Annotated in this window: 23 protein-coding genes and 1 pseudogene; 16 read left to right on the plus strand and 8 right to left on the minus strand. The window is 71.7% G+C overall.

The window, feature by feature from the left end; all coding sequences use genetic code 11:
- Positions 1-1,220 (minus strand): FAD-dependent oxidoreductase (locus K4G64_RS28835; RefSeq protein WP_221758916.1); only part of this gene is annotated, 1,220 nt, incomplete at its 3' end.
- 177 nt (positions 1,221-1,397) lie between these two features.
- Positions 1,398-2,489: a MerR family transcriptional regulator gene (locus K4G64_RS28840; RefSeq protein WP_221758898.1), complete on the minus strand. Its 1,092-nt coding sequence runs from the start codon at positions 2,487-2,489 to the stop codon at positions 1,398-1,400.
- A gap of 162 nt (positions 2,490-2,651) precedes the next feature.
- Between K4G64_RS28840 and K4G64_RS28845 the strand changes: the two genes are divergently transcribed.
- The 6 genes from K4G64_RS28845 to K4G64_RS28870 all read left to right on the plus strand — a co-directional run bounded on the left by K4G64_RS28845 (position 2,652) and on the right by K4G64_RS28870 (position 5,869).
- On the plus strand, positions 2,652-3,266 hold the full coding sequence (locus tag K4G64_RS28845; RefSeq protein ID WP_221758899.1) for an RNA polymerase sigma factor: 615 nt from the start codon (positions 2,652-2,654) through the stop codon (positions 3,264-3,266).
- A 97-nt stretch (positions 3,267-3,363) separates the two neighbouring features.
- Positions 3,364-4,191 carry a DUF4397 domain-containing protein gene (locus tag K4G64_RS28850; RefSeq protein WP_221758900.1) on the plus strand — a complete coding sequence of 276 codons (828 nt, stop codon included), beginning with the start codon at positions 3,364-3,366 and terminating at the stop codon, positions 4,189-4,191.
- A 235-nt stretch (positions 4,192-4,426) separates the two neighbouring features.
- Positions 4,427-4,873, plus strand: coding sequence for a class F sortase (locus K4G64_RS40580; RefSeq protein WP_308122519.1), 447 nt, complete (start codon positions 4,427-4,429; stop codon positions 4,871-4,873).
- Positions 4,861-5,262, plus strand: a complete 402-nt coding sequence (locus tag K4G64_RS28860) for a hypothetical protein (protein WP_221758902.1) — start codon at positions 4,861-4,863, stop codon at positions 5,260-5,262. The genes K4G64_RS40580 and K4G64_RS28860 overlap by 13 nt, the downstream gene beginning before the upstream one ends.
- Before the next feature lie 81 nt (positions 5,263-5,343).
- Complete coding sequence (locus K4G64_RS28865; RefSeq protein WP_190902388.1) at positions 5,344-5,613, plus strand: type II toxin-antitoxin system Phd/YefM family antitoxin; 270 nt, start codon at positions 5,344-5,346, stop codon at positions 5,611-5,613.
- Positions 5,606-5,869 (plus strand): type II toxin-antitoxin system RelE/ParE family toxin, encoded by a 264-nt coding sequence (locus K4G64_RS28870; protein ID WP_221758903.1) that lies wholly within the window; start codon positions 5,606-5,608, stop codon positions 5,867-5,869. The genes K4G64_RS28865 and K4G64_RS28870 overlap by 8 nt, the downstream gene beginning before the upstream one ends.
- A gap of 134 nt (positions 5,870-6,003) precedes the next feature.
- Here the strand turns inward: K4G64_RS28870 and ychF are convergent, their stop codons facing one another.
- Positions 6,004-7,092 carry a redox-regulated ATPase YchF gene (gene ychF, locus K4G64_RS28875; RefSeq protein ID WP_030842729.1) on the minus strand — a complete coding sequence of 363 codons (1,089 nt, stop codon included), beginning with the start codon at positions 7,090-7,092 and terminating at the stop codon, positions 6,004-6,006.
- Positions 7,093-7,260: 168 nt separating this feature from the next.
- Here ychF and K4G64_RS28880 point away from each other — a divergent pair, with 168 nt between their 5' ends.
- Positions 7,261-7,854 (plus strand): DUF6542 domain-containing protein, encoded by a 594-nt coding sequence (locus K4G64_RS28880; protein WP_221758904.1) that lies wholly within the window; start codon positions 7,261-7,263, stop codon positions 7,852-7,854.
- Positions 7,855-7,884: 30 nt separating this feature from the next.
- Here K4G64_RS28880 and ppgK read toward each other — a convergent pair whose 3' ends face one another.
- On the minus strand, positions 7,885-8,631 hold the full coding sequence (gene ppgK / locus K4G64_RS28885) for a polyphosphate--glucose phosphotransferase (protein WP_221758905.1): 747 nt from the start codon (positions 8,629-8,631) through the stop codon (positions 7,885-7,887).
- Positions 8,632-8,699: 68 nt separating this feature from the next.
- Positions 8,700-9,725, minus strand: a complete 1,026-nt coding sequence (locus K4G64_RS28890) for a 4-hydroxy-3-methylbut-2-enyl diphosphate reductase (RefSeq protein ID WP_221758906.1) — start codon at positions 9,723-9,725, stop codon at positions 8,700-8,702.
- Between the two features lie 74 nt (positions 9,726-9,799).
- Here K4G64_RS28890 and K4G64_RS28895 point away from each other — a divergent pair.
- The 4 genes and pseudogenes from K4G64_RS28895 to K4G64_RS28910 form a co-directional block, all read left to right on the plus strand.
- A pseudogene (locus tag K4G64_RS28895) lies at positions 9,800-9,997 on the plus strand (amino acid permease); the annotation flags it as partial.
- A 281-nt stretch (positions 9,998-10,278) separates the two neighbouring features.
- Positions 10,279-11,487 carry an exodeoxyribonuclease VII large subunit gene (xseA, locus tag K4G64_RS28900; protein WP_221758907.1) on the plus strand — a complete coding sequence of 403 codons (1,209 nt, stop codon included), beginning with the start codon at positions 10,279-10,281 and terminating at the stop codon, positions 11,485-11,487.
- A gap of 9 nt (positions 11,488-11,496) precedes the next feature.
- On the plus strand, positions 11,497-11,742 hold the full coding sequence (locus K4G64_RS28905; RefSeq protein ID WP_221758908.1) for an exodeoxyribonuclease VII small subunit: 246 nt from the start codon (positions 11,497-11,499) through the stop codon (positions 11,740-11,742).
- Positions 11,743-11,866: 124 nt separating this feature from the next.
- A complete protein-coding gene (locus K4G64_RS28910; RefSeq protein WP_221758909.1) occupies positions 11,867-12,457 on the plus strand; it encodes a malonic semialdehyde reductase in 591 nt (196 codons plus the stop codon).
- A gap of 55 nt (positions 12,458-12,512) precedes the next feature.
- On the opposite strand, the gene K4G64_RS28915 is transcribed toward K4G64_RS28910, so the two are convergent.
- On the minus strand, positions 12,513-13,037 hold the full coding sequence (locus tag K4G64_RS28915; RefSeq protein ID WP_221758910.1) for a DUF4245 domain-containing protein: 525 nt from the start codon (positions 13,035-13,037) through the stop codon (positions 12,513-12,515).
- A gap of 126 nt (positions 13,038-13,163) precedes the next feature.
- Here K4G64_RS28915 and glpX point away from each other — a divergent pair, with 126 nt between their 5' ends.
- A complete protein-coding gene (gene glpX / locus K4G64_RS28920) occupies positions 13,164-14,198 on the plus strand; it encodes a class II fructose-bisphosphatase (RefSeq protein ID WP_030842703.1) in 1,035 nt (344 codons plus the stop codon).
- Between the two features lie 89 nt (positions 14,199-14,287).
- Here the strand turns inward: glpX and K4G64_RS28925 are convergent, their stop codons facing one another.
- Positions 14,288-14,665, minus strand: a complete 378-nt coding sequence (locus tag K4G64_RS28925) for a WhiB family transcriptional regulator (protein WP_031103048.1) — start codon at positions 14,663-14,665, stop codon at positions 14,288-14,290.
- A 114-nt stretch (positions 14,666-14,779) separates the two neighbouring features.
- A complete protein-coding gene (locus tag K4G64_RS28930) occupies positions 14,780-15,499 on the minus strand; it encodes a DUF1707 domain-containing protein (protein ID WP_221758911.1) in 720 nt (239 codons plus the stop codon).
- Positions 15,500-15,679: 180 nt separating this feature from the next.
- Between K4G64_RS28930 and K4G64_RS28935 the strand changes: the two genes are divergently transcribed.
- The 4 genes from K4G64_RS28935 (at position 15,680) to K4G64_RS28950 (ending at position 22,172) form a co-directional block, all read left to right on the plus strand.
- Entirely contained in the window at positions 15,680-17,350 is a 1,671-nt protein-coding gene (locus K4G64_RS28935; protein ID WP_221758912.1) for a fumarate hydratase, read from the plus strand.
- A 175-nt stretch (positions 17,351-17,525) separates the two neighbouring features.
- Positions 17,526-18,929 carry an aspartate ammonia-lyase gene (locus K4G64_RS28940; protein ID WP_221758913.1) on the plus strand — a complete coding sequence of 468 codons (1,404 nt, stop codon included), beginning with the start codon at positions 17,526-17,528 and terminating at the stop codon, positions 18,927-18,929.
- Positions 18,930-19,012: 83 nt separating this feature from the next.
- Positions 19,013-19,705, plus strand: coding sequence for a DUF402 domain-containing protein (locus K4G64_RS28945; RefSeq protein ID WP_221758914.1), 693 nt, complete (start codon positions 19,013-19,015; stop codon positions 19,703-19,705).
- A 322-nt stretch (positions 19,706-20,027) separates the two neighbouring features.
- Positions 20,028-22,172 (plus strand): SpoIIE family protein phosphatase, encoded by a 2,145-nt coding sequence (locus tag K4G64_RS28950; protein WP_221758915.1) that lies wholly within the window; start codon positions 20,028-20,030, stop codon positions 22,170-22,172.
- Positions 22,173-22,335: the final 163 nt, after the last annotated feature.

Raw genomic sequence — 22,335 nt, forward strand, 5'->3', positions numbered from 1 at the left:
TTCTTCACCGGCCTGTTCCGCCGTACGCCCCCACAGCGCCTGCTGCGCTTCCTCGACGGGCCCACGGGGGTGCGCAGTCCGATGCCCCACTCCTCCCGGATCGAGGTGGCCCCGTCGAGGAAGCGCAGCAGGCGCTGTGGGGGCGTACGGCGGAACAGGCCGGTGAAGAACGCGGGGCCGTCGATCCGTCCGGTGTCCAGGGCCCGCAGCAGCACGGCGTCCATGGCGAGCGCCCGGCGGCCGTGCGGTGCGGGCACACTGCCGTGGCCGTCCCGCAGGGCGGCGGCGATGGCCCGGCTGTGCCGCTGCACGGCCGCGAAGGTGTAGCCGGTGGCGGGGCGGGTCGCGCCGCCCGCCGTCCCGATGCGGAAGACGGCCGTTCCGACCCGCCGCGGGAAGCGGGCGTCGGTCATGGGGATGACGCCCTGCTCGGCCGAGTCCACGGTGAACTCGCCCAGGCGCAGCACCTCGCGGGCGTAGTGGCCGAGTGCCGCCTCGTAGGCCGCGGTGGTCAGCGGGGTGCGGGAGAACTCGGTGTACTCGACCAGCGCCCGGTCCGGGGCCAGCGGGAGGACGTATCCGAAGGCGAGCCCGTGGCGCGGCTGGGGGACCCGGAAGTCCATGAGGTCGGCCACCGCCGGGTCGAACCGGTCGGTGCGGGTGCGCACGAACCAGCCGCGGAAGTGCTGCAGCAACCGCGTCCGGGCCGGGGGCAGGGCGCGCAGGGGCCGCGAGTCGAAGATGTAGCGGGAGCGCAGCGTCAGTGTGCGGCCGTCCGGTGCGGTGCAGCGGACCTCCGCGCCGCCGGGTACGTCGCGCACCGAGTCCGCCGTGGCCCGAAGGATCAGCCCGCCGGGCGAACGCTCCAGCCGGGCGTGCACCAGCCGCTCGAACGCCGTGGAACGGACCATGCGGTAGCGCGAGGGTGCCGGGTCGACGGTGAGCGGGCTGCCGTCGGGGCCGTGCACCCGCAGCAGGGGCCAGGTGGCGGTGACGGCTTCGTCGAGATCGTCGTCACCTCCGTCGTGACCGTCGCCCTGGTCCCAGTAGCACCAGGTCCGCTCCGCGGAGCGTGCGGGACCGTCCGGCGGTTCGACCACGGTCACGCTCGCGACGCCGGTCTCGACCAGCCGGTACGCGAGGCTGAGGCCGGCGGCACCGCCCCCGACCACCACCACGTCCGACGTGCCGCCGGGTTCTCGGCTCGCCGGGGTCACCATGTCCGACGTGCCGTCGGGTTCCCGGCTCACCGGGCCCACCACGCGCCGCTCATCTCCGTACTCCGCTCCCGGCCACCCGGTCGGCTGTTCCCTGTCCGTCGTGTTCTGCCCGTTCAACGCTTCCGGCGGGTGCCCGTGTTCGGATGCAGCAGCTCCCGGGCGCGATGCGGCATCCCCCTAACGCGACACGACCGACTCCAACAGCGCGACGGCCTCGGCCAGCCCCGTCGGACGCGGCAGGCCGGTGATGGTCCGGCCGCTCCAGCCGGGCCCGATCGTCAGGACCACCGGCTTGCGGCGGGCGCCCCGCACCCCCCACTCCATCGCGGCCACGTGCTGGGCCAGCGGCCGGCTGGCGGTGGTCCGGGACTGCGCCCACAGCCCCACGGCCGCAGGCCCGGTCCTGCGTACGGCCGTGACCAGGGACTCCACGGGCAGGGCGCCGCCGAACATGCGCACCGGCAGACCGCGTTCGGCCAGCGCGGCGGCCAGCACCTCCAGGGGCAACGTGTGGTTCTCCCCGGGCACGCAGGCGAGCACGACGGCCGCGCCGGGGCGGTCGGCGGCCGAGGGCGGGGCACCGCGCCGCAGCGCGCCGGAGACGTGCCAGGACAGGAAGTGCTCGACCTCGACGTACTTCTCGCCCGAGCTCTCCCACTTGCGGCCGACCGCCTGGAGGGTCGGCATGATCACCTCGGTCCAGGCGGCGATCAGCCCGTGCTCGACGATCGCGGCCTCGAGCAGCTCGTCGAGCGCGACGGCGTCGAGGCGCAGGGCCGCACGGGCGATGCCCTTGCACTCCTGCCGGACGTCACCGAGACGCAGCCCGCTGCCCGCGCGGCTGCGGGCGCGAGCGGACGGTGGCGGTGGCGCGCCGGAGGGCCGGCGGGCCGGGGCCTGCGCCGGTGCGGGCGTCTGAGGGGGTGTGCCCGCTGATGCCGGTGCGCTCCGCCCGGCCGGGGCGGTCAGCGCAACCGCGTCGGTCTCCTGCGTCGCTTCGCCGAGCACCGTGCGCGCCGCCTCGGCGGGCGGTATCCCGGTCGCCGTCAGGGCGCACATCCGCTCCAGCCGCGCCACGTCCGTCGTCGTCCACCGCCGGTGCCGGCCACCGGTGTGGTCGTCGGGGCCGAGGCCGTAGCGGCGGTCCCAGGTGCGGACGGTGGTGGGTGCGACCCCCAGCCGCCGGGCCACCTCGCCGGTGGTCAGTCCTGCGCCGTGCGGCACGTCCCCGCGTCCGCGGTCCTCACCGTCTCGTTCGTGTGTACCCATACCTCCGACTGTACGACGCACAAACGACGCATGTTGAGATGCGTCGTTTGTGCGCCGAACACTGAATTCGAGCGCATGGTCGCGGCTCCGCACAGCGCGACCGGTGCGGTTCGGCAGACGGCCTTCCGTCCCCGCGCGACGCACTGCAGGAGGAACCAGGCCATGATCACAAACACGCGACTCACCACCCCCACCGCGTCCACCGCGCCCGCGGAGGAAACGCGGTACGAGGAGGAGCTGGCCCGTGGCCTCGTCGCCGCCGACGAGGAGGCGTTCGCCGCGATCTACCGGCGCTGGGGCTCGCTCGTCCACACCATGGCCACCCGACTGCTCGGTGACACCTACGAGGCGGAGGACGTGACCCAGCAGGTCTTTCTCGGCGCCTGGCACGGCAGGGCCGGTTTCCGTCCCGAACGGGGCCCGCTCGGCGCCTGGCTGGTCGGCATCACGCGCCGCAAGATCGTCGACGCCCTGGCGGCGAGGACGCGGCGGCTGACGCTGATCGACTCGGCCGGCCGCGCCGCGGACCCCACCGGGCCCGACGAGGCGGTACCGGACCGCGTCCTGGACCGGGTGCTGCTGGTCGACGCCCTGTCCCGGCTGCCGCGGCACCAGCGGGAGGTGCTGTGCATGGCCTTCTACGAGGACCTGACCCAGGCGCAGATCGCGGAGCGGACCGGCATGCCCCTGGGGACGGTCAAGAGCCACGCCCGCCGCGGCCTGCACCGGCTGCGCCTGGTGATCGAGCAGCCCCCGGTCCCCGACGCGGACCTGTAGCGGTGACGCCGTACGCGCATCCGCGGCGGCCCCCACACCTGAAAACAGGACTGAGACTCCGCACCGTACGGAGACTCCGTTCGAAGGGATGATTCCCATGACCTCTCACACCCGCATCGCCCTCGCCGCCTCCGCCGGCGCCTGTGCCCTGGCCCTCGGCGTCACCGCGCCCGCCTTCGCCGAACAGGAGGACAAGGCCATGGTGTCCGTCTTCCACGGCATCCCGGGCATGACCGTGGACGTGTACGCCAACGGCGACGAACTGATCGGCGACTTCAAGCCCGGCACGGTGACGGACCCCCAGTCCCTCGACGCCGGGACCTATGACATCCAGATCTTCGAAGCAGGACAGGGTCCCGACGGAACTCCGGCCCTGGAGAAGAAGATCGAGGTGCCCGAGGGCGCGAACGCCACGGTCGCCGCGCATCTGTCGGCCGACGGCAAACCGGAACTGACGGCCTTCACCAACGACGTGTCTCAGGTCGACGCGGGCAAGTCCCGTCTGACGGTCCGCCATGTCGCGGCAGCGCCCGCCGTCGACGTCCGGGCCGGCGGACAGCCGGTCTTCAGCAACCTGACCAACCCGAAGGAGGACACCGCCGAGGTCGACGCGGGCACGATCAACGCGGATGTGGTGCTCGCCGGTACGGACACCGTGGCCATAGGCCCGGCCGACCTGAAGCTCGGCGAAGGCACCAGCAACGTCGTCTACGCCTGGGGCAGCGCCGAGGACAAGAACCTCGCCCTGGCGACCCAGACGTTCAGCGGCATGGAGTCGTCGCCCCGTGGCGTCCCCGCGGGCGGCAGCGGTGCCGCCGTCGCGCCGAACTCCTCCGATCTCGGGCCGGCTTTCGCCGCCGGGGCCGGAGCGGTCGCGGTGGCGGGCCTGCTGGTGGCCCGCCGGGTCGCCCGCCGACGTGGCTGACGGCACGCGGCGGCTGACCGGACCGATTGTGGCGGCTGCCGCTCTGGCAGCCGTCCTCGGTTTTCCGCCCACGCCGTCGGACCCGGCCGCACCTCCGGCCGACTTCGCGGCATTGCCGCCGGAACGCAGGGCAGCGGCGACGGCCCCGACAACACCCCCCGGTACACCGGCGCCGAAGACCCGACCCGGCGCGGCAGCCCCCGGCGAAGGACAGGATCCTCCACCACCCCGTCGCGTGCTCGCGCCCCGCACCGGCCTGGACGCCCGGATCAGTCCGGTGGGCGTGACGGCCCGAGGGGACATGGCCGTCCCCGACGACCCGTCCGTGGCCGGCTGGTACCGCCACGGCCCCGCGCCGGGCAGTGCCGAGGGTTCGGCCGTCCTCGTCGGCCACGTCGACACCGACACCGGAGCCCTCGGCGAGTTCCTGGCGCTGTACGACGTGCGCCGCGGAGACCGGGTCGAGGTGCGCCGCGCGGGCGGCGAGCCGGTGACCTACCGGGTCGTCTCCCGGATCACGGTGCCGAAGGAAGCCCTGCCCCCCTCGACGTTCCGCCGCACCGGCCCCCCGGCCCTCACCCTCATCACTTGCGCGCCCCCGTTCGTCCCCGAGCAGGGCGGCTACGCATCGAACCTCGTCGTCACGGCGGAACCCGTCGGGAGGACGCAGTGGCCCACGTAGAGTCCGCACACCTGGTGGAACTGGCGCTGAGCAACGCCACCCCGACCGACGCCGACGCCGAGGCTCTGCGCCACATCGAACACTGCACCCGCTGCCGCGACGAACTCCGAAGCCTGACCCGCCTGGTGACGGCGGCCCGCACCGCACAGCTCGTGGATCTGCCGACGGCACCCCCGGACCGCGTCTGGCAGCGGATCAACCGCGACCTCGCCACCGGGACGGCCCCAGCCCGACCGCACGCCCGCACCCCGGACCACAGGAAGCGAGCCCTCCTCGCCCTGCTCGCACTCGCTGCCGCCGCCGGCATCGCCCACCGGTACCTGCACGAGCGCTCGAAGCTCGCGCAACCCAGGGCTCGCCACCAGGACCGGCCCGGTAGCCGCGAATGACGCGCTCGGGGCCGAAGGACACCGGCGCCCCGAGCGCCCTCGCCGTTGTGTACACATGCGCCACTCGGTACTCTTGGGCGCATGACACAGCCGCTGCCCACAGAGTCAATCCGCGATGTCCGGGCACACCTGGCCGAGGTCGTGGAGCGGGCTGACCGCGACGACGTACCCACGGTGATCACGCGCAGAGGCAAGGAGGTGGCCGCCGTGGTGTCCATCGACGTGCTCCGGAAGTACCAGGAGTGGGAAGAGCGCGAGATCAACCGGATCATCGACGAGCGCATGGCCAACCCGGCACCCGGCATCCCGATCGAAGAGATCATGAGGGAGACGCGGGCACGCAGTGAGTGAGTACCGCACCGTCTTCCGCCCCGAGGCTCAGGCCGAGCTCCGCAAGGTGCCGCGGGACATGGCCCTCCGCATTCTGGCCAAGCTGGCCGAGCTGGAGAGCGACCCACTGGGGTTCAACACCACGGCCCTCGTCTCCCAGCCCGACCGGCGCCGCCTACGGGTAGGCGACTACCGCGTGATCTACACGATCGACAACGGGGAGCTGGTGGTCTGGGTCGTGCACGTCGGGCACCGCTCCCGCGTCTACGACACCTGAGCACTTCTGACATCGGGTCAGGAAATCCAGCGCCGATCCAGCACGGGATCGACGAAGGGGCCGGGCTTGCGAGAGCCCGGCCCCTTCTGATCTGCATGATTGCGAGATGTACGACGTGGTGCTGTTCCATCCGCTCACACGTTGAAGCGGAACTCCACCACATCCCCGTCCTGCATCACATACTCCTTGCCCTCCATCCGCGCCTTCCCCTTCGCGCGGGCCTCCGCCACCGAACCCGTCTCCACCAGGTCGTCGAAGGAGATGACCTCCGCCTTGATGAAGCCCTTCTGGAAGTCGGTGTGGATGACGCCGGCGGCCTCGGGGGCCGTGGCGCCCTTCTTGATGGTCCAGGCGCGGGATTCCTTGGGGCCGGCGGTGAGGTACGTCTGGAGGCCCAGCGTGCGGAAGCCGACGTGGGCCAGGGTCGCGAGGCCCGGCTCCTCCTGGCCTACGGACTGGAGGAGCTCCAGCGCCTCGTCCTCGTCGAGCTCGGCGAGGTCCGCCTCCAGCTTGGCGTTGAGGAAGATCGCCTCGGCCGGGGCGACCAGGGCCCGCTGCTCGTTCTTGAAGTCCTCGTCGGTCAGCTCGTCCTCGTCGACGTTGAAGACGTAGAGGAACGGCTTGGTGGTGAGCAGGTGCAGGTCGTGCAGGAGCTCCTCGTTGCCGGAGCCCTGGACGATGCCCGCGGAGAACAGCGTGTCGCCCTTCTCCAGGATCTCCTTGGCCTCCTCGACCGCCTTGACCTTCGGCGCGATGTCCTTCTTGATGCGCGACTCCTTCTGGAGGCGCGGCAGGACCTTCTCGATGGTCTGCAGGTCCGCGAGGATCAGCTCGGTGTTGATCGTCTCGATGTCGTCCTTCGGCGAGACCTTGCCGTCCACGTGCACGACGTTCTCGTCCTTGAAGGCGCGGATGACCTGGCAGATCGCGTCGGACTCGCGGATGTTCGCGAGGAACTTGTTGCCCAGGCCCTCGCCCTCGGAGGCGCCGCGCACGATGCCGGCGATGTCGACGAAGTCCACCGTGGCCGGAAGGACCCGCTGCGAGGAGAAGATCTCCGCCAACTTCGTCAGGCGGGGGTCGGGGACGCCGACCACGCCCACGTTGGGCTCGATCGTGGCGAACGGGTAGTTGGCCGCCAGCACGTCGTTCTTGGTCAGGGCGTTGAACAGGGTCGACTTGCCGACATTCGGCAGACCGACGATTCCGATCGTGAGCGACACGTTGCGACTTCCCGTGAGTGGAGGGCCTTGGGGCCAGGGGACCGGCCGATCCACCAGTCTACGGCGTGTCCGGAACGGCCCGGGCGACGTATCGAACGCTTGGCCAAGCCGTGGCCGACGGCGTGTCAGAAGGCCTATTCTGCATATAGAACGACCTAAGTTGGTCCGGTGGAGCAATACAGGACGCGATCTCCCCAGTACGGACCGCGACGGGACCGGCCCAGGCCGCCCCGCCAACCTGTGCCGTCCCAGGCGGGACGGGGAGCGGGCGGCGAGCCCGTGCGCGCGGCCCGGCCGCCGGTGCCGCGGCGCCGCCCGGCGCCGGTACGACGGCCCGCGCCCGCTCCGGCACCCGCCGCGGGCGGACTGCCGAACCCACGGCTGACCGGCCTGGGCAGCGGGCTGTTCTGCGCCGTGGTGATGTTCCTGCTCGGCGCGCTCTGCTCGGCGCTGTTCGGGGCGTCCCTGACGGCGTACGGCGTGCTGTTCCTGCCGGTGAGTGCGCTGACCGCCCTCTGGGTGCGCCGGGGGGACCTGATGACCGCGCCCGTCGTGGTGCCGATCGCGTTCGCCGTGGGGCTGCTGCCGGTGGCCGACGGCGAGGACGGGAGCGGCGGCACGCTGATGGGTCTGGTGACGGCACTGGCCACGCAGGCCGGCTGGCTGTACGGCGGCACGCTCATCGCCGGGCTGATCGTGATCGTCCGGCGGATCCGGATGGTGCGCCGGCGGCGGACGGCGGGGGTCCGGCCGCCGGTCTGAGCTCTCGCCCCTGTCCCGGTGCGAGGCGGCCTAGTGTCCGGCCGCCCGCATCGCCGCGCCGACGATCCCCGCGTTGTTCTGCAGCTGCGCCGGGACGATCTCCGCCTTGATGCCCTCGATGTGGGGCAGGAACTTGTGGGCCTTGCGGCTGACACCGCCGCCGATGATGAACAGCTCCGGCGAGAACAGCATCTCGACATGGGCGAGGTACTTGGTCACGCGGTGCACCGCCCAGTGCTCCCACGTCATGTCGTGGTCCTCGCGGGCCTTGCTGGAGGCCCGCTTCTCCGCGTCGTGCCCGTCGAGCTCCAGGTGGCCCAGCTCGGTGTTGGGGACGAGTACGCCGTCGACGAAGACCGCGCTGCCGATGCCGGTGCCGAGGGTCAGCAGGATCACCGTGCCCCGGCGGTCGCGGCCGGCGCCGAAGTGCATCTCGGCGACGCCTGCCGCGTCCGCGTCGTTGACCACCGTCACCGGCAGGCCGCCCAGCCGCTCGCCGAGCAGCGCTCGGGCGTCGGTGTCGATCCAGCTGTCGTCGACGTTCGCCGCCGTGCGGATGGTGGCGCTGTCGGTGACCACGCCGGGGAAGGTGACCCCGATCGGGCCCGTCCAGCCGAAGTGGTCGACGACCTGCTTGACGCCGTCGGCCACCGCGTCGGGCGTGGCCGGGTGCGGGGTGAGGACCTTGTGGCGCTCCTGGGCGAGGTCGCCCTTGTCCAGGTCCACCGGGGCACCCTTGATCCCGGATCCGCCGATGTCCACTCCGAAGATCTGCATGGCCCTACGCTACGACGAACGACTGACAGTCACAGGCCGGACAGCGGTGCTGCCCGGCCTGTCCCCTATCACTCCCCGGAATTTTCACCGGTCCCGGCGCCGCCGCGCTCGGCGGCCAGGGTCGCGGCCTCCTCGCGCAGGTCGCGGCGGAGCTCCTTGGGCAGGGAGAACGTGATGGACTCCTCGGCGGCCTTGACGATCTCGACGTCCTCGAAGCCGCGCTCGGAGAGGTACTCCAGGACCTGCTCGACCAGGATCTCCGGGACGGAGGCGCCGGAGGTGACGCCGACCGTGGTCACGCCCTCCAGCCAGGCCTCGTCGATCTCGTCGGCGAAGTCCACGAGATAGGCCTCGCGGGCACCGGCGATCTTGGCGACCTCGACGAGCCGCTTGGAGTTGGAGGAGTTGCGCGAGCCGACGACGATGACCAGCTCCGACTCGGCGCCCATCTGCTTCACGGCCAGCTGGCGGTTTTGCGTGGCGTAGCAGATGTCGTCGCTGGGCGGGGAGATGAGCTGCGGGAACTTGTCCTTCAGGGCGTCGACGGTCTCCATGGTCTCGTCGACGGACAGCGTGGTCTGGGAGAGCCAGACGACCTTGGAGGGGTCGCGGACCTCGACCTTCGCCACATCGCCCGGGCCGTCGACGAGCTGGATGTGCTCGGGGGCCTCGCCGGAGGTGCCGATGACCTCCTCGTGGCCCTCGTGGCCGATCAGGAGGATGTCGTAGTCCTCGCTCGCGAAGCGGACGGCTTCCTTGTGGACCTTGGTGACGAGCGGACAGGTGGCGTCGATGGTGGCGAGCTTGCCGCGCTCCGCCTCCTCGTGGACGACGGGGGCCACGCCGTGCGCGGAGAACATGACGATGTTCCCCGGGGGCACTTCCTCCGTCTGCTCGACGAAGATCGCGCCCTTCTTCTCCAGGGTCTGCACGACGTACTTGTTGTGGACGATCTCGTGCCGGACGTACACCGGAGCGCCGTACTGCTCCAGGGCTTTCTCGACGGCGATCACGGCGCGGTCCACACCCGCGCAGTAGCCACGGGGGGCGGCGAGCAGGACACGGCGGCCAGGCGAAGCAGACATGCGTCCCATCGTAAGGCCGCGTCCGGCGCGTCAAAGATCGCGTCCGTGTGGAGTCCCCGGAAGACTGACATCGCGCGGCGCGAGTGACGTACGGCGGGAGCGGAGGCGCGACGTCCGAGGCCGGATCCGAGGCCGGACCGCAGGCCCGTGCGGCCGAGGGGGAGCCCGCGCTGCGGCGCAGTCTCGGCTTTCGTGACCTGGTCGTCTACGGGCTGCTGTTCATCGCGCCGATGGCCCCGGTCGGTGTGTTCGGCACGCTGGACGCCAAGTCGCACGGCGCGGGTTGGCGGTGCTGGCGGTGCAGGGGCCGACGGCTGGTGCCGCCGTCGCCGTGAGGTGCCGGTGGCGGCCGGAGAGCGTCTCGGAGCCGGGTGCGCCCTTGACGATGACCGGACCGGGGCCAGGGGGGCCGGGCAGGATGCCCGCGAGCAGGACGGCCGGATCGTGGGGAGGCCGGTTTCGCCGCCGAGGCGGGAGAGGGCCGTGTCGGCCGGGAAGGCTCCGCCCATGGCGAGAAGGGCGGCTGAGCCGGGTTGTCGGTGCCGCCCACTACTCTCGCGGCATGGCTGTGAACACGACTCCGGAAGCACCGCTGCCCGTCGGCGAGGTGTCGCGGCTCATCGGGGGCTGGATCGACCGGCTCGGGGCGGTGTGGGTCGAGGGGCAGATCACTCAGTTGTCGCGGCGTCCGGGCGCGGGCGTGGTGTTCCTGACGCTGCGGGACCCGTCGTACGACATCTCCGTCGGCGTCACCTGCTACCGGCAGGTGTTCGACGCCGTCGCGGACGTGGTGAGCGAGGGCGCCCGGGTCGTCGTCCTCGCGAAGCCCGAGTGGTACGCCCCGCGCGGTCAGCTGTCGCTGCGGGCCGCCGAGATCCGGCCCGTCGGGGTCGGTGAGCTGCTCGCGCGCCTGGAGCAGCTGAAGAAGGCCCTCGCGCGCGAGGGGCTGTTCGCGCCGGAGCGCAAGAAGCCGCTGCCGTTCCTGCCGCAGCTGATCGGGCTGGTCTGCGGACGGGCCTCGGCCGCCGAGCGGGACGTCCTGGAGAACGCCCGGCACCGCTGGCCCGCCGTCCGTTTCGAGGTGCGCAACGTCGCCGTGCAGGGCGTACACGCCGTGCCGCAGGTGGTGCAGGCCGTGAAGGAGCTCGACGCGATCGACGACGTGGACGTGATCATCGTCGCCCGCGGCGGCGGCAGCGTGGAGGACCTGCTGCCGTTCTCCGACGAGCAGCTGATCCGGACGGTCGCGCAGTGCCGGACGCCCGTGGTGTCCGCCATCGGGCACGAGCCGGACAACCCGCTGCTGGACCAGGTCGCCGATCTGCGTGCCTCGACCCCCACCGACGCCGCGAAGAAGGTCGTGCCGGACGTCGGCGAGGAGTACGAGCGGGTGCGGCTGCTGCGTGACCGGGCACGGCGGTGTGTGGCGGCGCTGGTGGAGCGGGAGGAGCGCGGGCTGGCGCACGCGCTCGCGCGGCCGTCGATAGAGGATCCGCACCGGATGATCGACATGCGGGCCGACCAGGTGGCGGACCTGCTCGACCGGGGCCGGCGCTGCTTGCGGCACCAGCTCGACCGCGCCGACTCGGAGCTGACGCACACGCACGCGCGCGTGGTGGCCCTCTCCCCCGCCGCGACCCTGAAGCGCGGGTACGCCGTGCTGCAGAGGGCGGACGGGCACGCGGTCCGCGACCCGGGCGAGGTGGAGGCCGGCGAGGCCCTGCGCGCGCGGGTCTCCGAGGGTGAGTTCTCCGTACGAGTGGACACATAGGGTGGATGGATGACCAGCGAGGTTGATGAGACACCGGGCACCGACGAGGCGCTCGGGTACGAGCAGGCGCGGGACGAGCTGATCGAGGTCGTCCGGCGCCTGGAGGCGGGCGGTACGACGCTGGAGGAGTCCCTGGCGCTCTGGGAGCGCGGCGAGGAGCTGGCCAAGGTGTGCCGGCGCTGGCTGGACGGGGCCCGGGCGCGGCTGGACGCGGCGCTGGCGGAGGAGGCCGCGGAGGACGAGGGCGGGGAGTAACCGGGACCGTTCGGTTCGGGGTGACACACGACACGCCCATGTTAGTTGAACGTTGAACTTCACTCGCGTACGGTCGTGGACGTCAGCCGATCTTCCGGACCGACCGTCGCGAGAAAGTGCTTTCATGTCCCTCGTTCTTGACCCCGCCGCCCAGGACCTGCTGTTCCGCGAGGCCCGATCCGCCAACACCTTCACCGACGAGCCGGTGACCGACGAGCAGGTGCAGGCGATCTACGACCTGGTCAAGTACGGTCCGACCGCCTTCAACCAGACCCCGCTGCGCATCACCCTGGTCCGCTCCCCCGAGGCCCGCGAGCGCCTGGTGGCGCACATGGCCGAGGGCAACCGGCCCAAGACCGCGAGCGCCCCGCTGGTGGCGATCCTCTCCGCGGACAACGAGTTCCACGAGGAGCTGCCGCAGCTGTTCCCGGCCGCCCCGCAGATCAAGGACATCTTCTTCACCGAGCGCCCGGTCCGCGAGAACGCCGCCGCGCTGAACGCCGCCCTCCAGGCCGCGTACTTCATCGTCGGTGTCCGTGCCGCCGGTCTCGCCGCCGGCCCGATGACCGGCTTCGACTTCGAGGGCGTCCGCAAGGAGTTCCTGGACGACGACCACACCCCGCTGATGGTCGTCAACATCGGCCGCCCCGGCCCGGACGCCTGGTACCCGCGCTCCCCGCGCCTGGACTTCGACCAGGTCGTCACCACCGTCTGACCGACGCGCACGAGGAAGGCCCCCGGCAGGTGCCGGGGGCCTTCCTCGTGCGCGCCTATTTCGTCTCCAGCGCCTCGGCCATCTTCGTCAGCTGCGCGAACCCCGCGGTGCCCGTCACGACCGTCGTCGAGCCCTTGGTGCCCTCCAGGACCAGCGCGTCGTACCGGCCGCCCTCGTAGCGGGTCCAGGTGCCGTCGCCGATCTTCTGGGTCTTCCCGGTCTCCTGCGCGCCCTGCGTCGCCTCGTCGAGGAAGACGGGCCGCCGCTGAGTGGACTGCTCGACCGCCACGTACTCCCCCTCGGGGTCGTGGAAGCCGAGGTGCCAGGCGTCGAACTTGTCACCCTGGAAGCGGACGGAGGTGGCCTTCCATGCGTCGGACAGGCCCTCCGGCGCGGCGATGGGATAGGAAGCCGCACGGCGCGCCGTGAGCAACTCGACCCGGTAGTCGACGGCCTTCACGTCGGGCGCGCTGTCGTCGTGCGGGATGAAGAGGTATACGAAGCCCGCCACGAGGACGATGATCCCCATGGAGAGGATCATGTCGCGCGCCGTCTTCTGCTTGCCGTTCTTGCCTGCCACGCCCCCTATCGTCGCAGGTCCCTGCCGCGCTCATCCGTGGGGGCCCCTGCTCATTTTGCGGACTCGGAGATATATTCGGGCGACACACCCTCATCCGGCCGTCGTCGTACAGAAAGGTGCGCTCCGATGACCGAGCACCATCATTTGCCGTCCGAGCTCGATGTCCCCTCCGAGGCTCCCGACCGCAACCTCGCCCTGGAGCTCGTCCGCGTCACCGAGGCCGCGGCGATGGCCGCGGGCCGTTGGGTCGGCCGGGGTGACAAGAACGGCGCCGACGGCGCCGCGGTGCGCGCCATGCGCACCCTCGTCTCCACCGTCTCGATGAACGGCGTCGTCGTCATCGGCGAGGGCGAGAAGGACGAAGCCCCGATGCTGTTCAACGGGGAGCGCGTGGGCGACGGCACCGGGCCCGAGTGCGACATCGCCGTCGACCCGATCGACGGCACCACGCTGACGGCGAAGGGCATGACGAACGCGATCGCGGTGCTGGCCGCCGCCGAGCGCGGGTCCATGTTCGACCCGTCCGCGGTGTTCTACATGGACAAGCTCGTCACCGGTCCGGAGGCGGCCGACTTCGTCGACATCAACGCCCCGGTGTCGGTGAACATCCGCCGGGTCGCCAAGGCGAAGCGGTCCGCGCCGGAGGACGTGACGGTGGTGATCCTCGACCGGCCGCGGCACGAGGGCATCATCAAGGAGATCCGGGAGACCGGTGCGCGCATCAGGCTGATCTCCGACGGCGACGTGGCCGGCTCGATCCTGGCGCTGCGCGAGGGCACGGGTGTCGACCTGCTCCTCGGCATCGGCGGTACGCCGGAGGGCATCATCTCTGCCTGCGCCGTGAAGTGCCTGGGCGGCACGATCCAGGGCAAGCTGTGGCCCAAGGACGACGAGGAGCGGCAGCGGGCGATCGACGCCGGCCACGACCTCGACCGCGTGCTCACGACCGAGGACCTCGTCACCGGGGAGAACGTGTTCTTCGTGGCCACCGGTATCACCGACGGTGAGCTGCTGCGCGGGGTCCGCTACCGGGCGGAGACCGCCACCACCGACTCGATCGTGATGCGGTCGCGGTCAGGCACGGTCCGCCGGATCTCCTCCGAGCACCGGCTGAGCAAGCTGCGCGCCTACAGCGCGATCGACTTCGACAAGGGCAAGTAGCCCCGGGAAGAAGAACGGCACAGCGAAAGGGCGTCCCCGGTGCGGCGGGGACGCCCTTTGCGTGGTGCTCGTGTCGCGGTGCCGGACCGTCAGCCCGCCGCCGCTATCTGGTTCGCCGGGCGGGCCGTCTTCTTCAGCTCCATGTCGCGGCGGCGGCGCCGGGCCAGGACCACGCGGCGCTCGGCGGCGGTGAGGCCGCCCCAGACGCCGTAGGGCTCGGGTTGGAGCAGGGCGTGTTCGCGGCACTCGACCATCACCGGGCAGCGGGCACAGACCCGTTTCGCCGCTTCCTCCCGGGACAGCCGCGCGGCGGTCGGCTCCTTGGAGGGGGCGAAGAACAGGCCGGCCTCGTCACGCCGGCACACCGCCTCGGTGTGCCACGGGGCGTCTTGGTCCCTGTCTCGCGCTGGCACCCGCGGGGCCGGAACGGCAGCTACCTGCACGGACGAATGCGGCGGTTGCAGCACGGTCTACTCCTGACGACGGCTTCGCGAGCGAGAGACGATGCAGCAAGGCCTACCCGCTGTACGCGCGCCTATGCACTGAGTTCCGAACCGCCGGATTCGGGGGATTCGCGACTGTCAATGCCCCAGGTGTTTGCGCAAACTTCTGTCGACGGTGCGGTGCACCCGGTCCAGGAGGTCCGCCACGACCTTGCCCCGCCTCGGCCGCGCCTCGACGCTGCCGAGGACCGCCCAGCCGTCGACGTAGACGATGGGGGCCTGTGGTTCGCCCGAGTCGAGGGTGGCCACCTCGAAGCTGCCGAGGACGCCGCCGCCCGTGCCGCGCAGCGACACGTTCTCCGGGACGCGGATGTCGACGCTGCCGAAGATCGCGAACGACTTGACGACGACCTGCTGGTGGTCGAAGAGGGCCTCGCTGAGGTCTATCTCGACACTGCCGAAGATCGCGTACGCGTGGATCCGGCGGCCCGCGCGCCAGCGGCCCTTGCGGACGGCGCTGCTGAAGACCGCGACCACGTTGTCGTCCGCGTCGATCGGGACGGCGCCGGCCGTGGGGCGCCGGGGGGCCGGGGCGTGGGCGGGGCCGGGGCCCTGGCGGTGGGCCGCGGGCAGATCCCGGATGAAGACCTCCAGCTCGCCGACGGTCTTGGCACGCAGCACTCCCTCGACGCGCTCGGCGTGCTCGTCCGCGGTGAGGCGGCCCTCGGCCAGGGCGTCGTGCAGGATGTCGGCGATGCGGTCGCGCTCGGCGTCGGAGGCGCGGAGCGCGGAATCGGAGGCGCGGGGCGCGGCGCCGGCGGGCTCCTGCTTCTGAAGGTCCTGCTTCGAGAGGTCCACGGCAGCAGCGTACCGAAACACGATAGATCGCGACACCCCTCGGCCGGGGCCCCTTGAACCGCGGCCGGTGTGACGAACTGAGCCTTACCTCACAAGCTCGCCCTCAGCGGCAGGTTCTACGCTGGTTGGCGCCCGCCAACGGAGGCGGGCCGTCGTCTGCCGAGTGAGGAATGGGCTGAGATGCCTGAGTTCGCGTACACCGATCTGCTTCCCCAGGGAGAGGACACCACCCCCTACCGGCTGGTGACCTCCGAGGGTGTCTCCACGGTCGAGGGGCCGGACGGGCGGACCTTCCTCCAGGTGGAGCCGGAGGCGCTGCGCAAGCTCGCCGAGGAGGCCATCCACGACATCCAGCACTACCTGCGCCCGGCCCACCTCGCGCAGCTGCGCCGCATCATCGACGACCCCGAGGCGTCGTCCAACGACAAGTTCGTGGCGCTGGACCTGCTGAAGAACGCGAACATCGCCGCTGCGGGCGTGCTGCCGATGTGCCAGGACACGGGCACGGCGATCGTGATGGGCAAGCGCGGGCAGAACGTGCTGACGCGGGGCCGTGACGAGGAGGCCCTGAGCCGCGGCATCTACGACGCGTACAAGAACCTGAACCTGCGCTACTCGCAGATGGCCCCGCTCACCATGTGGGACGAGAAGAACACCGGCTCCAACCTCCCCGCGCAGATCGAGCTGTACGCGGCCGACGGCGGCGCCTACAAGTTCCTCTTCATGGCCAAGGGCGGCGGCTCGGCCAACAAGTCGTTCCTGTACCAGGAGACGAAGGCCGTCCTGAACGAGTCCTCCATGATGAAGTTCCTGGAGGAGAAGATCCGTTCGCTGGGCACGGCGGCCTGCCCGCCGTACCACCTGGCGATCGTGGTCGGCGGCACGTCCGCCGAGTACGCGCTGAAGACCGCCAAGTACGCCTCCGCGCACTACCTGGACGAGATCCCGGCCGAGGGCTCCGAGCTCGGGCACGGGTTCCGGGACAAGGAGCTGGAGGAGAAGGTCTTCGAGCTGACGCAGAAGATCGGCATCGGCGCGCAGTTCGGCGGCAAGTACTTCTGCCACGACGTGCGCGTGGTGCGCCTGCCGCGGCACGGCGCGTCCTGCCCGGTCGCCATCGCCGTCTCCTGCTCCGCCGACCGCCAGGCCGTCGCGAAGATCACCGCCGAGGGCGTCTTCCTGGAGCAGCTGGAGACGGACCCGGCGCGCTTCCTGCCGGAGACGACCGACGAGCACCTCGACGAGTCCTCCGACGTGGTGAAGATCGACCTCAACCAGCCGATGGACACGATCCTCGCCGAGCTGACCAGGTACCCGGTGAAGACCCGGCTGTCGCTGACCGGCCCGCTGGTCGTGGCCCGCGACATCGCGCACGCCAAGATCAAGGAGCGGCTGGACGCGGGCGAGGAGATGCCGCAGTACCTGAAGGACCACCCGGTGTACTACGCCGGTCCGGCCAAGACGCCCGAGGGCTACGCGTCGGGCTCCTTCGGCCCGACCACGGCCGGCCGGATGGACTCCTACGTGGAGCAGTTCCAGGCCGCGGGCGGCTCCAAGGTGATGCTCGCCAAGGGCAACCGCAGCAAGCAGGTCACGGCCGCGTGCGACGCCCACGGCGGCTTCTACCTCGGCTCGATCGGCGGCCCGGCCGCCCGGCTCGCCCAGGACTGCATCAAGAAGGTCGAGGTCGTCGAGTACGAAGAGCTCGGCATGGAGGCCGTGTGGAAGATCGAGGTGGAGGACTTCCCGGCCTTCATCGTGGTCGACGACAAGGGCAACGACTTCTTCCAGGACCCGGCGCCGGCGCCGACCTTCACCTCGATCCCGGTGCGGGGGCCCGGGCTGGCGTAAGGCGGCGGGCGCGGCGGGAGCGATCTCGCCCCCGCCGCCCCTGCCCGCTACGTCCCCCCTTCACGTCCATTCCGGTACGCGGGCCCGGACTCGCCCGGCGACGGGGGTGATGATTCGTCTCCACGGGGAACAGTGGTCGCGGCGCGGACGCTGTGACACATGGAGGTGATCGTCGATGACCGACGAGCAGGACAGGGCCGAGTACCGCACCGAACACGACTCCATGGGCGAGGTGCGGGTGCCCGCGCACGCCAAGTGGCGTGCTCAGACCCAGCGGGCCGTGGAGAACTTCCCCGTCTCCGGGCAGCGCCTCGAGCGCGCGCACATCGAGGCGCTGGCCCGCATCAAGGGGGCTGCGGCCAAGGTCAACGCCGAGCTGGGGGTCCTGGACAAGGACATCGCCGGGGCGATCCAGGAGGCGGCCGGGGAGGTCGCCGAGGGGAAGTGGGACGCGCACTTCCCGGTCGACGTGTTCCAGACCGGGTCCGGCACCTCGTCCAACATGAACACCAACGAGGTCATCGCCACCCTCGCGAGCGAGCGCCTGGGCAGCGGGGTGCACCCGAACGACCACGTCAACGCCTCCCAGTCGTCGAACGACGTCTTCCCCTCCTCGATCCACATCGCCGCCACGGCCGCCGTGACGCGCGACCTCGTCCCGGCGCTGGAGCACCTCGCCGCCGCCCTGGAGCGCAAGGCCGAGGAGTTCGCCGACGTGGTGAAGTCCGGGCGGACCCACCTCATGGACGCCACGCCCGTGACGCTGGGCCAGGAGTTCGGCGGGTACGCGGCCCAGGTGCGCTACGGCATCGAGCGGCTCGAGGCCTCCCTCCCCCGGCTCGCCGAACTGCCCCTCGGCGGCACGGCCGTCGGCACCGGCATCAACACCCCGCCCGGCTTCTCCGCCGCCGTGATCGAGGAGGTCGCCCGCACGACCGGGCTGCCCCTCACCGAGGCACGGAACCACTTCGAGGCGCAGGGCGCCCGGGACGGCATCGTCGAGACCAGCGGGCAGCTGCGGACCATCGCGGTCGGGCTGACGAAGATCGCCAACGACCTGCGCTGGATGTCCTCCGGGCCGCGCACCGGTCTCGCGGAGATCGCCCTGCCCGACCTCCAGCCCGGCTCGTCGATCATGCCGGGCAAGGTGAACCCGGTCATCCCGGAGGCCGTGCTGATGGTCGCCGCCCAGGTCACCGGCAACGACGCCACCGTCGCCACGGCCGGCGCCGCCGGGAACTTCGAGCTCAACGTGATGCTGCCGGTCATCGCGAAGAACGTGCTGGAGTCGGTCCGGCTGCTCGCCAACGTGACACGGCTGCTCGCCGACCGGACCGTCGACGGCATCACCGCGAACCGCGAGCGGGCGCGGGAGTACGCCGAGTCCTCCCCCTCCGTCGTCACGCCGCTCAACAAGTACATCGGCTACGAGGAGGCCGCGAAGGTCGCCAAGAAGGCCCTGGCCGAGCGGAAGACGATCCGCCAGGTCGTGCTGGACGGCGGATACGTGGAACGCGGCGACCTGACGGCGCAGCAGCTCGACGAGGCCCTGGATGTCCTGCGGATGACACACCCGTGACGCAGGGGCACGTTCGTGTGCCCGGCGCGTGAACCGTGACACGCGCCGCAGCGTCGTATGCCTACGGCACCTAATATCTGTTCATGGCAGACGGTGGAGCGATGAGACGCATGGAAACGGGTGGTGCGGCAGGCTTCTGGGCGCCCGGGAGCCGGATCCTGTGGCGGTACCGGGAGAACGGCGGCACGCATGTGCACATCGCGCGTCCCGTCACCGTCGTCCGGGACGACGCCGACCTGCTCGCCGTGTGGCTGGCGCCCGGCACCGAGTGTGTGAAGCCCGTGCTCGCCGACGGCACGCCCGTGCATCTGGAACCGCTGGAGTCGCGCTACACCCGACCGCGGACCGTGCAGCGCGACCGGTGGTTCGGCACGGGCGTGCTGAAGCTGGCCCGGCCCGGCGAGCCCTGGTCGGTGTGGCTGTTCTGGGAGCCGGGCTGGCAGTTCAAGAACTGGTACGTGAACCTGGAGGAGCCGCTGGCCCGTTGGGCGGGCGGCGTGGACTCCGTCGACCACTTCCTGGACATCTCCGTCCATCCCGACCGCAGTTGGCACTGGCGGGACGAGGACGAGTTCGCCCAGGCCCGGCGGGACGGGCTGATGGACGACCAACTGGCGGAAAAGGTACGGGCGGCGGGCCGGGAGGCGGTGGAGGTGATCCGCGCCTGGGGGCCGCCGTTCTCGGAAGGCTGGCAGCACTGGCGCCCGGATCCGTCCTGGGCGGTACCGTCACTGCCGGAGGACTGGGACCGTACGCCCGCGCATCTGTCCTCATGAGACCCTTGATGCGCCCCCGGGCAAGAAACGTAGGATCGTCCTCCGCAAGGGCGCGCGGCGGCAACTACCTGAGCACGCGCTGGGCTTGACCGATCGTCACCGAGGGGCGGCAGGACGTGAGCGAGGGGTACGAGGGCAACACCGGCAGGGCCTGCGCCACGGGCCCCAGGGGCCGTCAGTGGGCCCTTGAGGGCCGCAGACGGCCCGCCGGTGGCACAGGAACAACCTCTGACCACGCGGGAATTCCGTTCCTGGGGCACGTAATCCGGGTATCGGAGTTTCGGCGGGACCAACTGCGTGCGCGGCGCGCAGCCCCGGACGGATGGATTCGACACGCGTGACGGAGCAGCCGACCTCGTTCGAACGCCCCCAGACGGGCGTCGACCCCGTGGATCCCCGCGGGGCGTTCGTGCATACCCCGACACCGGCGCGTGCGCCCGGCGCCGGCGCCTTACCGGTACAGGGCCGCCCCGGCGGCGATGTCACCGTTCCGGTCACGACGGCACACAGCACGCCGGGCACGTCGGAGCCGGGCACCTCCACGCCGTTCGGCAAGGGCAAGGACACCGTGAGCGACCCCGCCTTCGAGCACTCCCAGCCGGGTGCCGAGCAGACCGCCGAGCGCGACACTCCTCGGCCGCGCCCCGCCCCCGAGAGCATTCCGGTCCAGCCGGCCGACGAACAGGACCGGCCGGGGGTGAACACCGACGGGCAGGAGCGCCGCACCGGCCAGAGCCTGCCGCCGGGCCGGCCCACGCCCATGCGGCGGGACGGCGACCGGCTGAGGTTCGTGGGGGCCGCCACCCGGCGGATCGCCCGCGGCATCGACCTCGACGAGATCGTGATGGGGCTGTGCCGGGCCACCGTGCCCACCTTCTCCGACGCGATCCTGGTCTATCTGCGCGACCCGCTGCCGGTAGGCGACGAGCGGCCCACCGGCCCGCTGGTGCTGCGGCTGCGCCGCACCGACCGGATACCGGCGGAGCGCGACACCGAGAACGGCTTCCAGCCGGCCGCGCAGCCCGAACCGAACGAGCTGGAGACGGTCGGCGCGGAGCTGTGCGAGGTGCGGCCCGGCAGCGCGCTCGCGGAGGTGCTGCGCGGGGTGCGCCCGGTGTTCACCGACGCCCCCGCGGCCCGCGCGGCACTGCCGGAACTGCTGGGTGAGGGCAGCGAGTTCGCGGTGCCGGACGGGCAGCGCGCGATCCTCGCCCCGCTGCGCGGCCGGCGCCGGGTCATCGGCGCCGCCCTGTTCCTGCGCCGCCCCGAGCGCATCGCGTTCGAGCCCGACGACCTCCTGGTGGCCGCCCAGCTCGCCACGCACAGCGCCCTCGGCATCGACAAGGCCGTGCTGTACGGCCGCGAGGCCTACATCGCGGACGAGCTGCAGCGCACCATGCTGCCCGAGACGCTGCCCCGCCCCACGGGCGTGCGGCTGGCCTCCCGCTACCTGCCGGCGGCGGAGACGGCCCGGGTCGGCGGCGACTGGTACGACGCGATCCCGCTGCCCGGCAGCCGGGTCGCCCTGGTCGTCGGTGACGTCATGGGCCACTCCATGACCTCGGCCGCCATCATGGGCCAGCTGCGCACCACGGCCCAGACCCTCGCCGGCCTCGACCTGCCGCCGCAGGAGGTTCTGCACCACCTCGACGAACAGGCCCAGCGCCTCGGCGTGGACCGCATGGCGACCTGCCTCTACGCCGTGTACGACCCGGTATCGCACCGCATCACCATCGCCAACGCCGGTCATCCGCCGCCCGTCCTGCTCCATCTGGGCGGCCGTGCCGAGGTGCTGCGCGTGCCCGCCGGTGCCCCGATCGGGGTCGGCGGCGTGGACTTCGAGGCCGTGGAGCTGGACGCGCCCGCCGGTGCGACCCTGCTGCTCTACACCGACGGCCTGGTCGAGTCGCGCCTGCGCGATGTGTGGACCGGCATCGAGCAGTTGCGGGAGAAGCTGGCCGCGGTCGCGCAGCTCACCGGGCCGGACCATCCGCCGCCCCTGGAAGCGCTGTGCGACGAGGTGCTCGACATGCTCGGCCCGGGCGACCGGGACGACGACATCGCGCTGCTCGCCGCCCGCTTCGACGGGATCGCGCCCAGCGACGTGGCGTACTGGTTCCTGGAGCCGGAGGACGCCGCCCCGGGCCGTGCCCGCCGGCTGGCCCGGCGTGCGTTGCAGCGCTGGGGCCTGGAGGAGCTCAGCGACTCCGTCGAGCTGCTCGTCAGCGAGGTCGTCACCAACGCCGTGCGGTACGCCTCCCGGCCGGTGACGCTGCGTCTGCTGCGCACCGACGTGCTGCGCTGCGAGGTCGGCGACGACGTGCCGCAGCTGCCGCGGCTGCGCCAGGCCCGCGCCACCGACGAGGGCGGGCGCGGGCTGTATCTGGTGAACCGGATGGCCCGGCGCTGGGGCGCGACCCGGCTCAGCACGGGCAAGGTGGTCTGGTTCGAGCTGAACCGCGGTTGACGAGGCCGTGCGGACGACGCCGAAGGGCGCCCGGTGTGCACCGGGCGCCCTTCGGCGTCTCATGCCCGTCTACTCGTCGTCGCCCGGCCTGACCGGATCGAACGGGTCGCCTCCGTCACCCGGCGGTGTCGTCTGGGGGGACGTGGGCGGGGTGATGGTGGGC

This window comes from Streptomyces sp. WAC04114 (assembly GCF_019733245.1).
In the GTDB taxonomy this organism is placed as follows: domain Bacteria; phylum Actinomycetota; class Actinomycetes; order Streptomycetales; family Streptomycetaceae; genus Streptomyces; species Streptomyces massasporeus_A.

Bases quoted from the DNA above. Each gene is read 5' to 3' on its own strand.
- K4G64_RS28910 (WP_221758909.1), top strand. From the start codon at position 11,867: ATGTCCCTCGTTCTTGACCCCGCCGCCCAGGACCTGCTGTTCCGCGAG.
- K4G64_RS28945 (WP_221758914.1), top strand. From the start codon at position 19,013: ATGGCAGACGGTGGAGCGATGAGACGCATGGAAACGGGTGGTGCGGCA.
- K4G64_RS28845 (WP_221758899.1), top strand. From the start codon at position 2,652: ATGATCACAAACACGCGACTCACCACCCCCACCGCGTCCACCGCGCCC.
- K4G64_RS28905 (WP_221758908.1), top strand. From the start codon at position 11,497: ATGACCAGCGAGGTTGATGAGACACCGGGCACCGACGAGGCGCTCGGG.
- K4G64_RS28950 (WP_221758915.1), top strand. From the start codon at position 20,028: ATGGATTCGACACGCGTGACGGAGCAGCCGACCTCGTTCGAACGCCCC.
- K4G64_RS28865 (WP_190902388.1), top strand. From the start codon at position 5,344: ATGACACAGCCGCTGCCCACAGAGTCAATCCGCGATGTCCGGGCACAC.
- K4G64_RS28840 (WP_221758898.1), bottom strand. From the start codon at position 2,489: ATGGGTACACACGAACGAGACGGTGAGGACCGCGGACGCGGGGACGTG.
- K4G64_RS28935 (WP_221758912.1), top strand. From the start codon at position 15,680: ATGCCTGAGTTCGCGTACACCGATCTGCTTCCCCAGGGAGAGGACACC.
- xseA (WP_221758907.1), top strand. From the start codon at position 10,279: ATGGCTGTGAACACGACTCCGGAAGCACCGCTGCCCGTCGGCGAGGTG.
- K4G64_RS28940 (WP_221758913.1), top strand. From the start codon at position 17,526: ATGACCGACGAGCAGGACAGGGCCGAGTACCGCACCGAACACGACTCC.
- K4G64_RS28850 (WP_221758900.1), top strand. From the start codon at position 3,364: ATGACCTCTCACACCCGCATCGCCCTCGCCGCCTCCGCCGGCGCCTGT.
- glpX (WP_030842703.1), top strand. From the start codon at position 13,164: ATGACCGAGCACCATCATTTGCCGTCCGAGCTCGATGTCCCCTCCGAG.
- ppgK (WP_221758905.1), bottom strand. From the start codon at position 8,631: ATGCAGATCTTCGGAGTGGACATCGGCGGATCCGGGATCAAGGGTGCC.
- K4G64_RS28890 (WP_221758906.1), bottom strand. From the start codon at position 9,725: ATGGGACGCATGTCTGCTTCGCCTGGCCGCCGTGTCCTGCTCGCCGCC.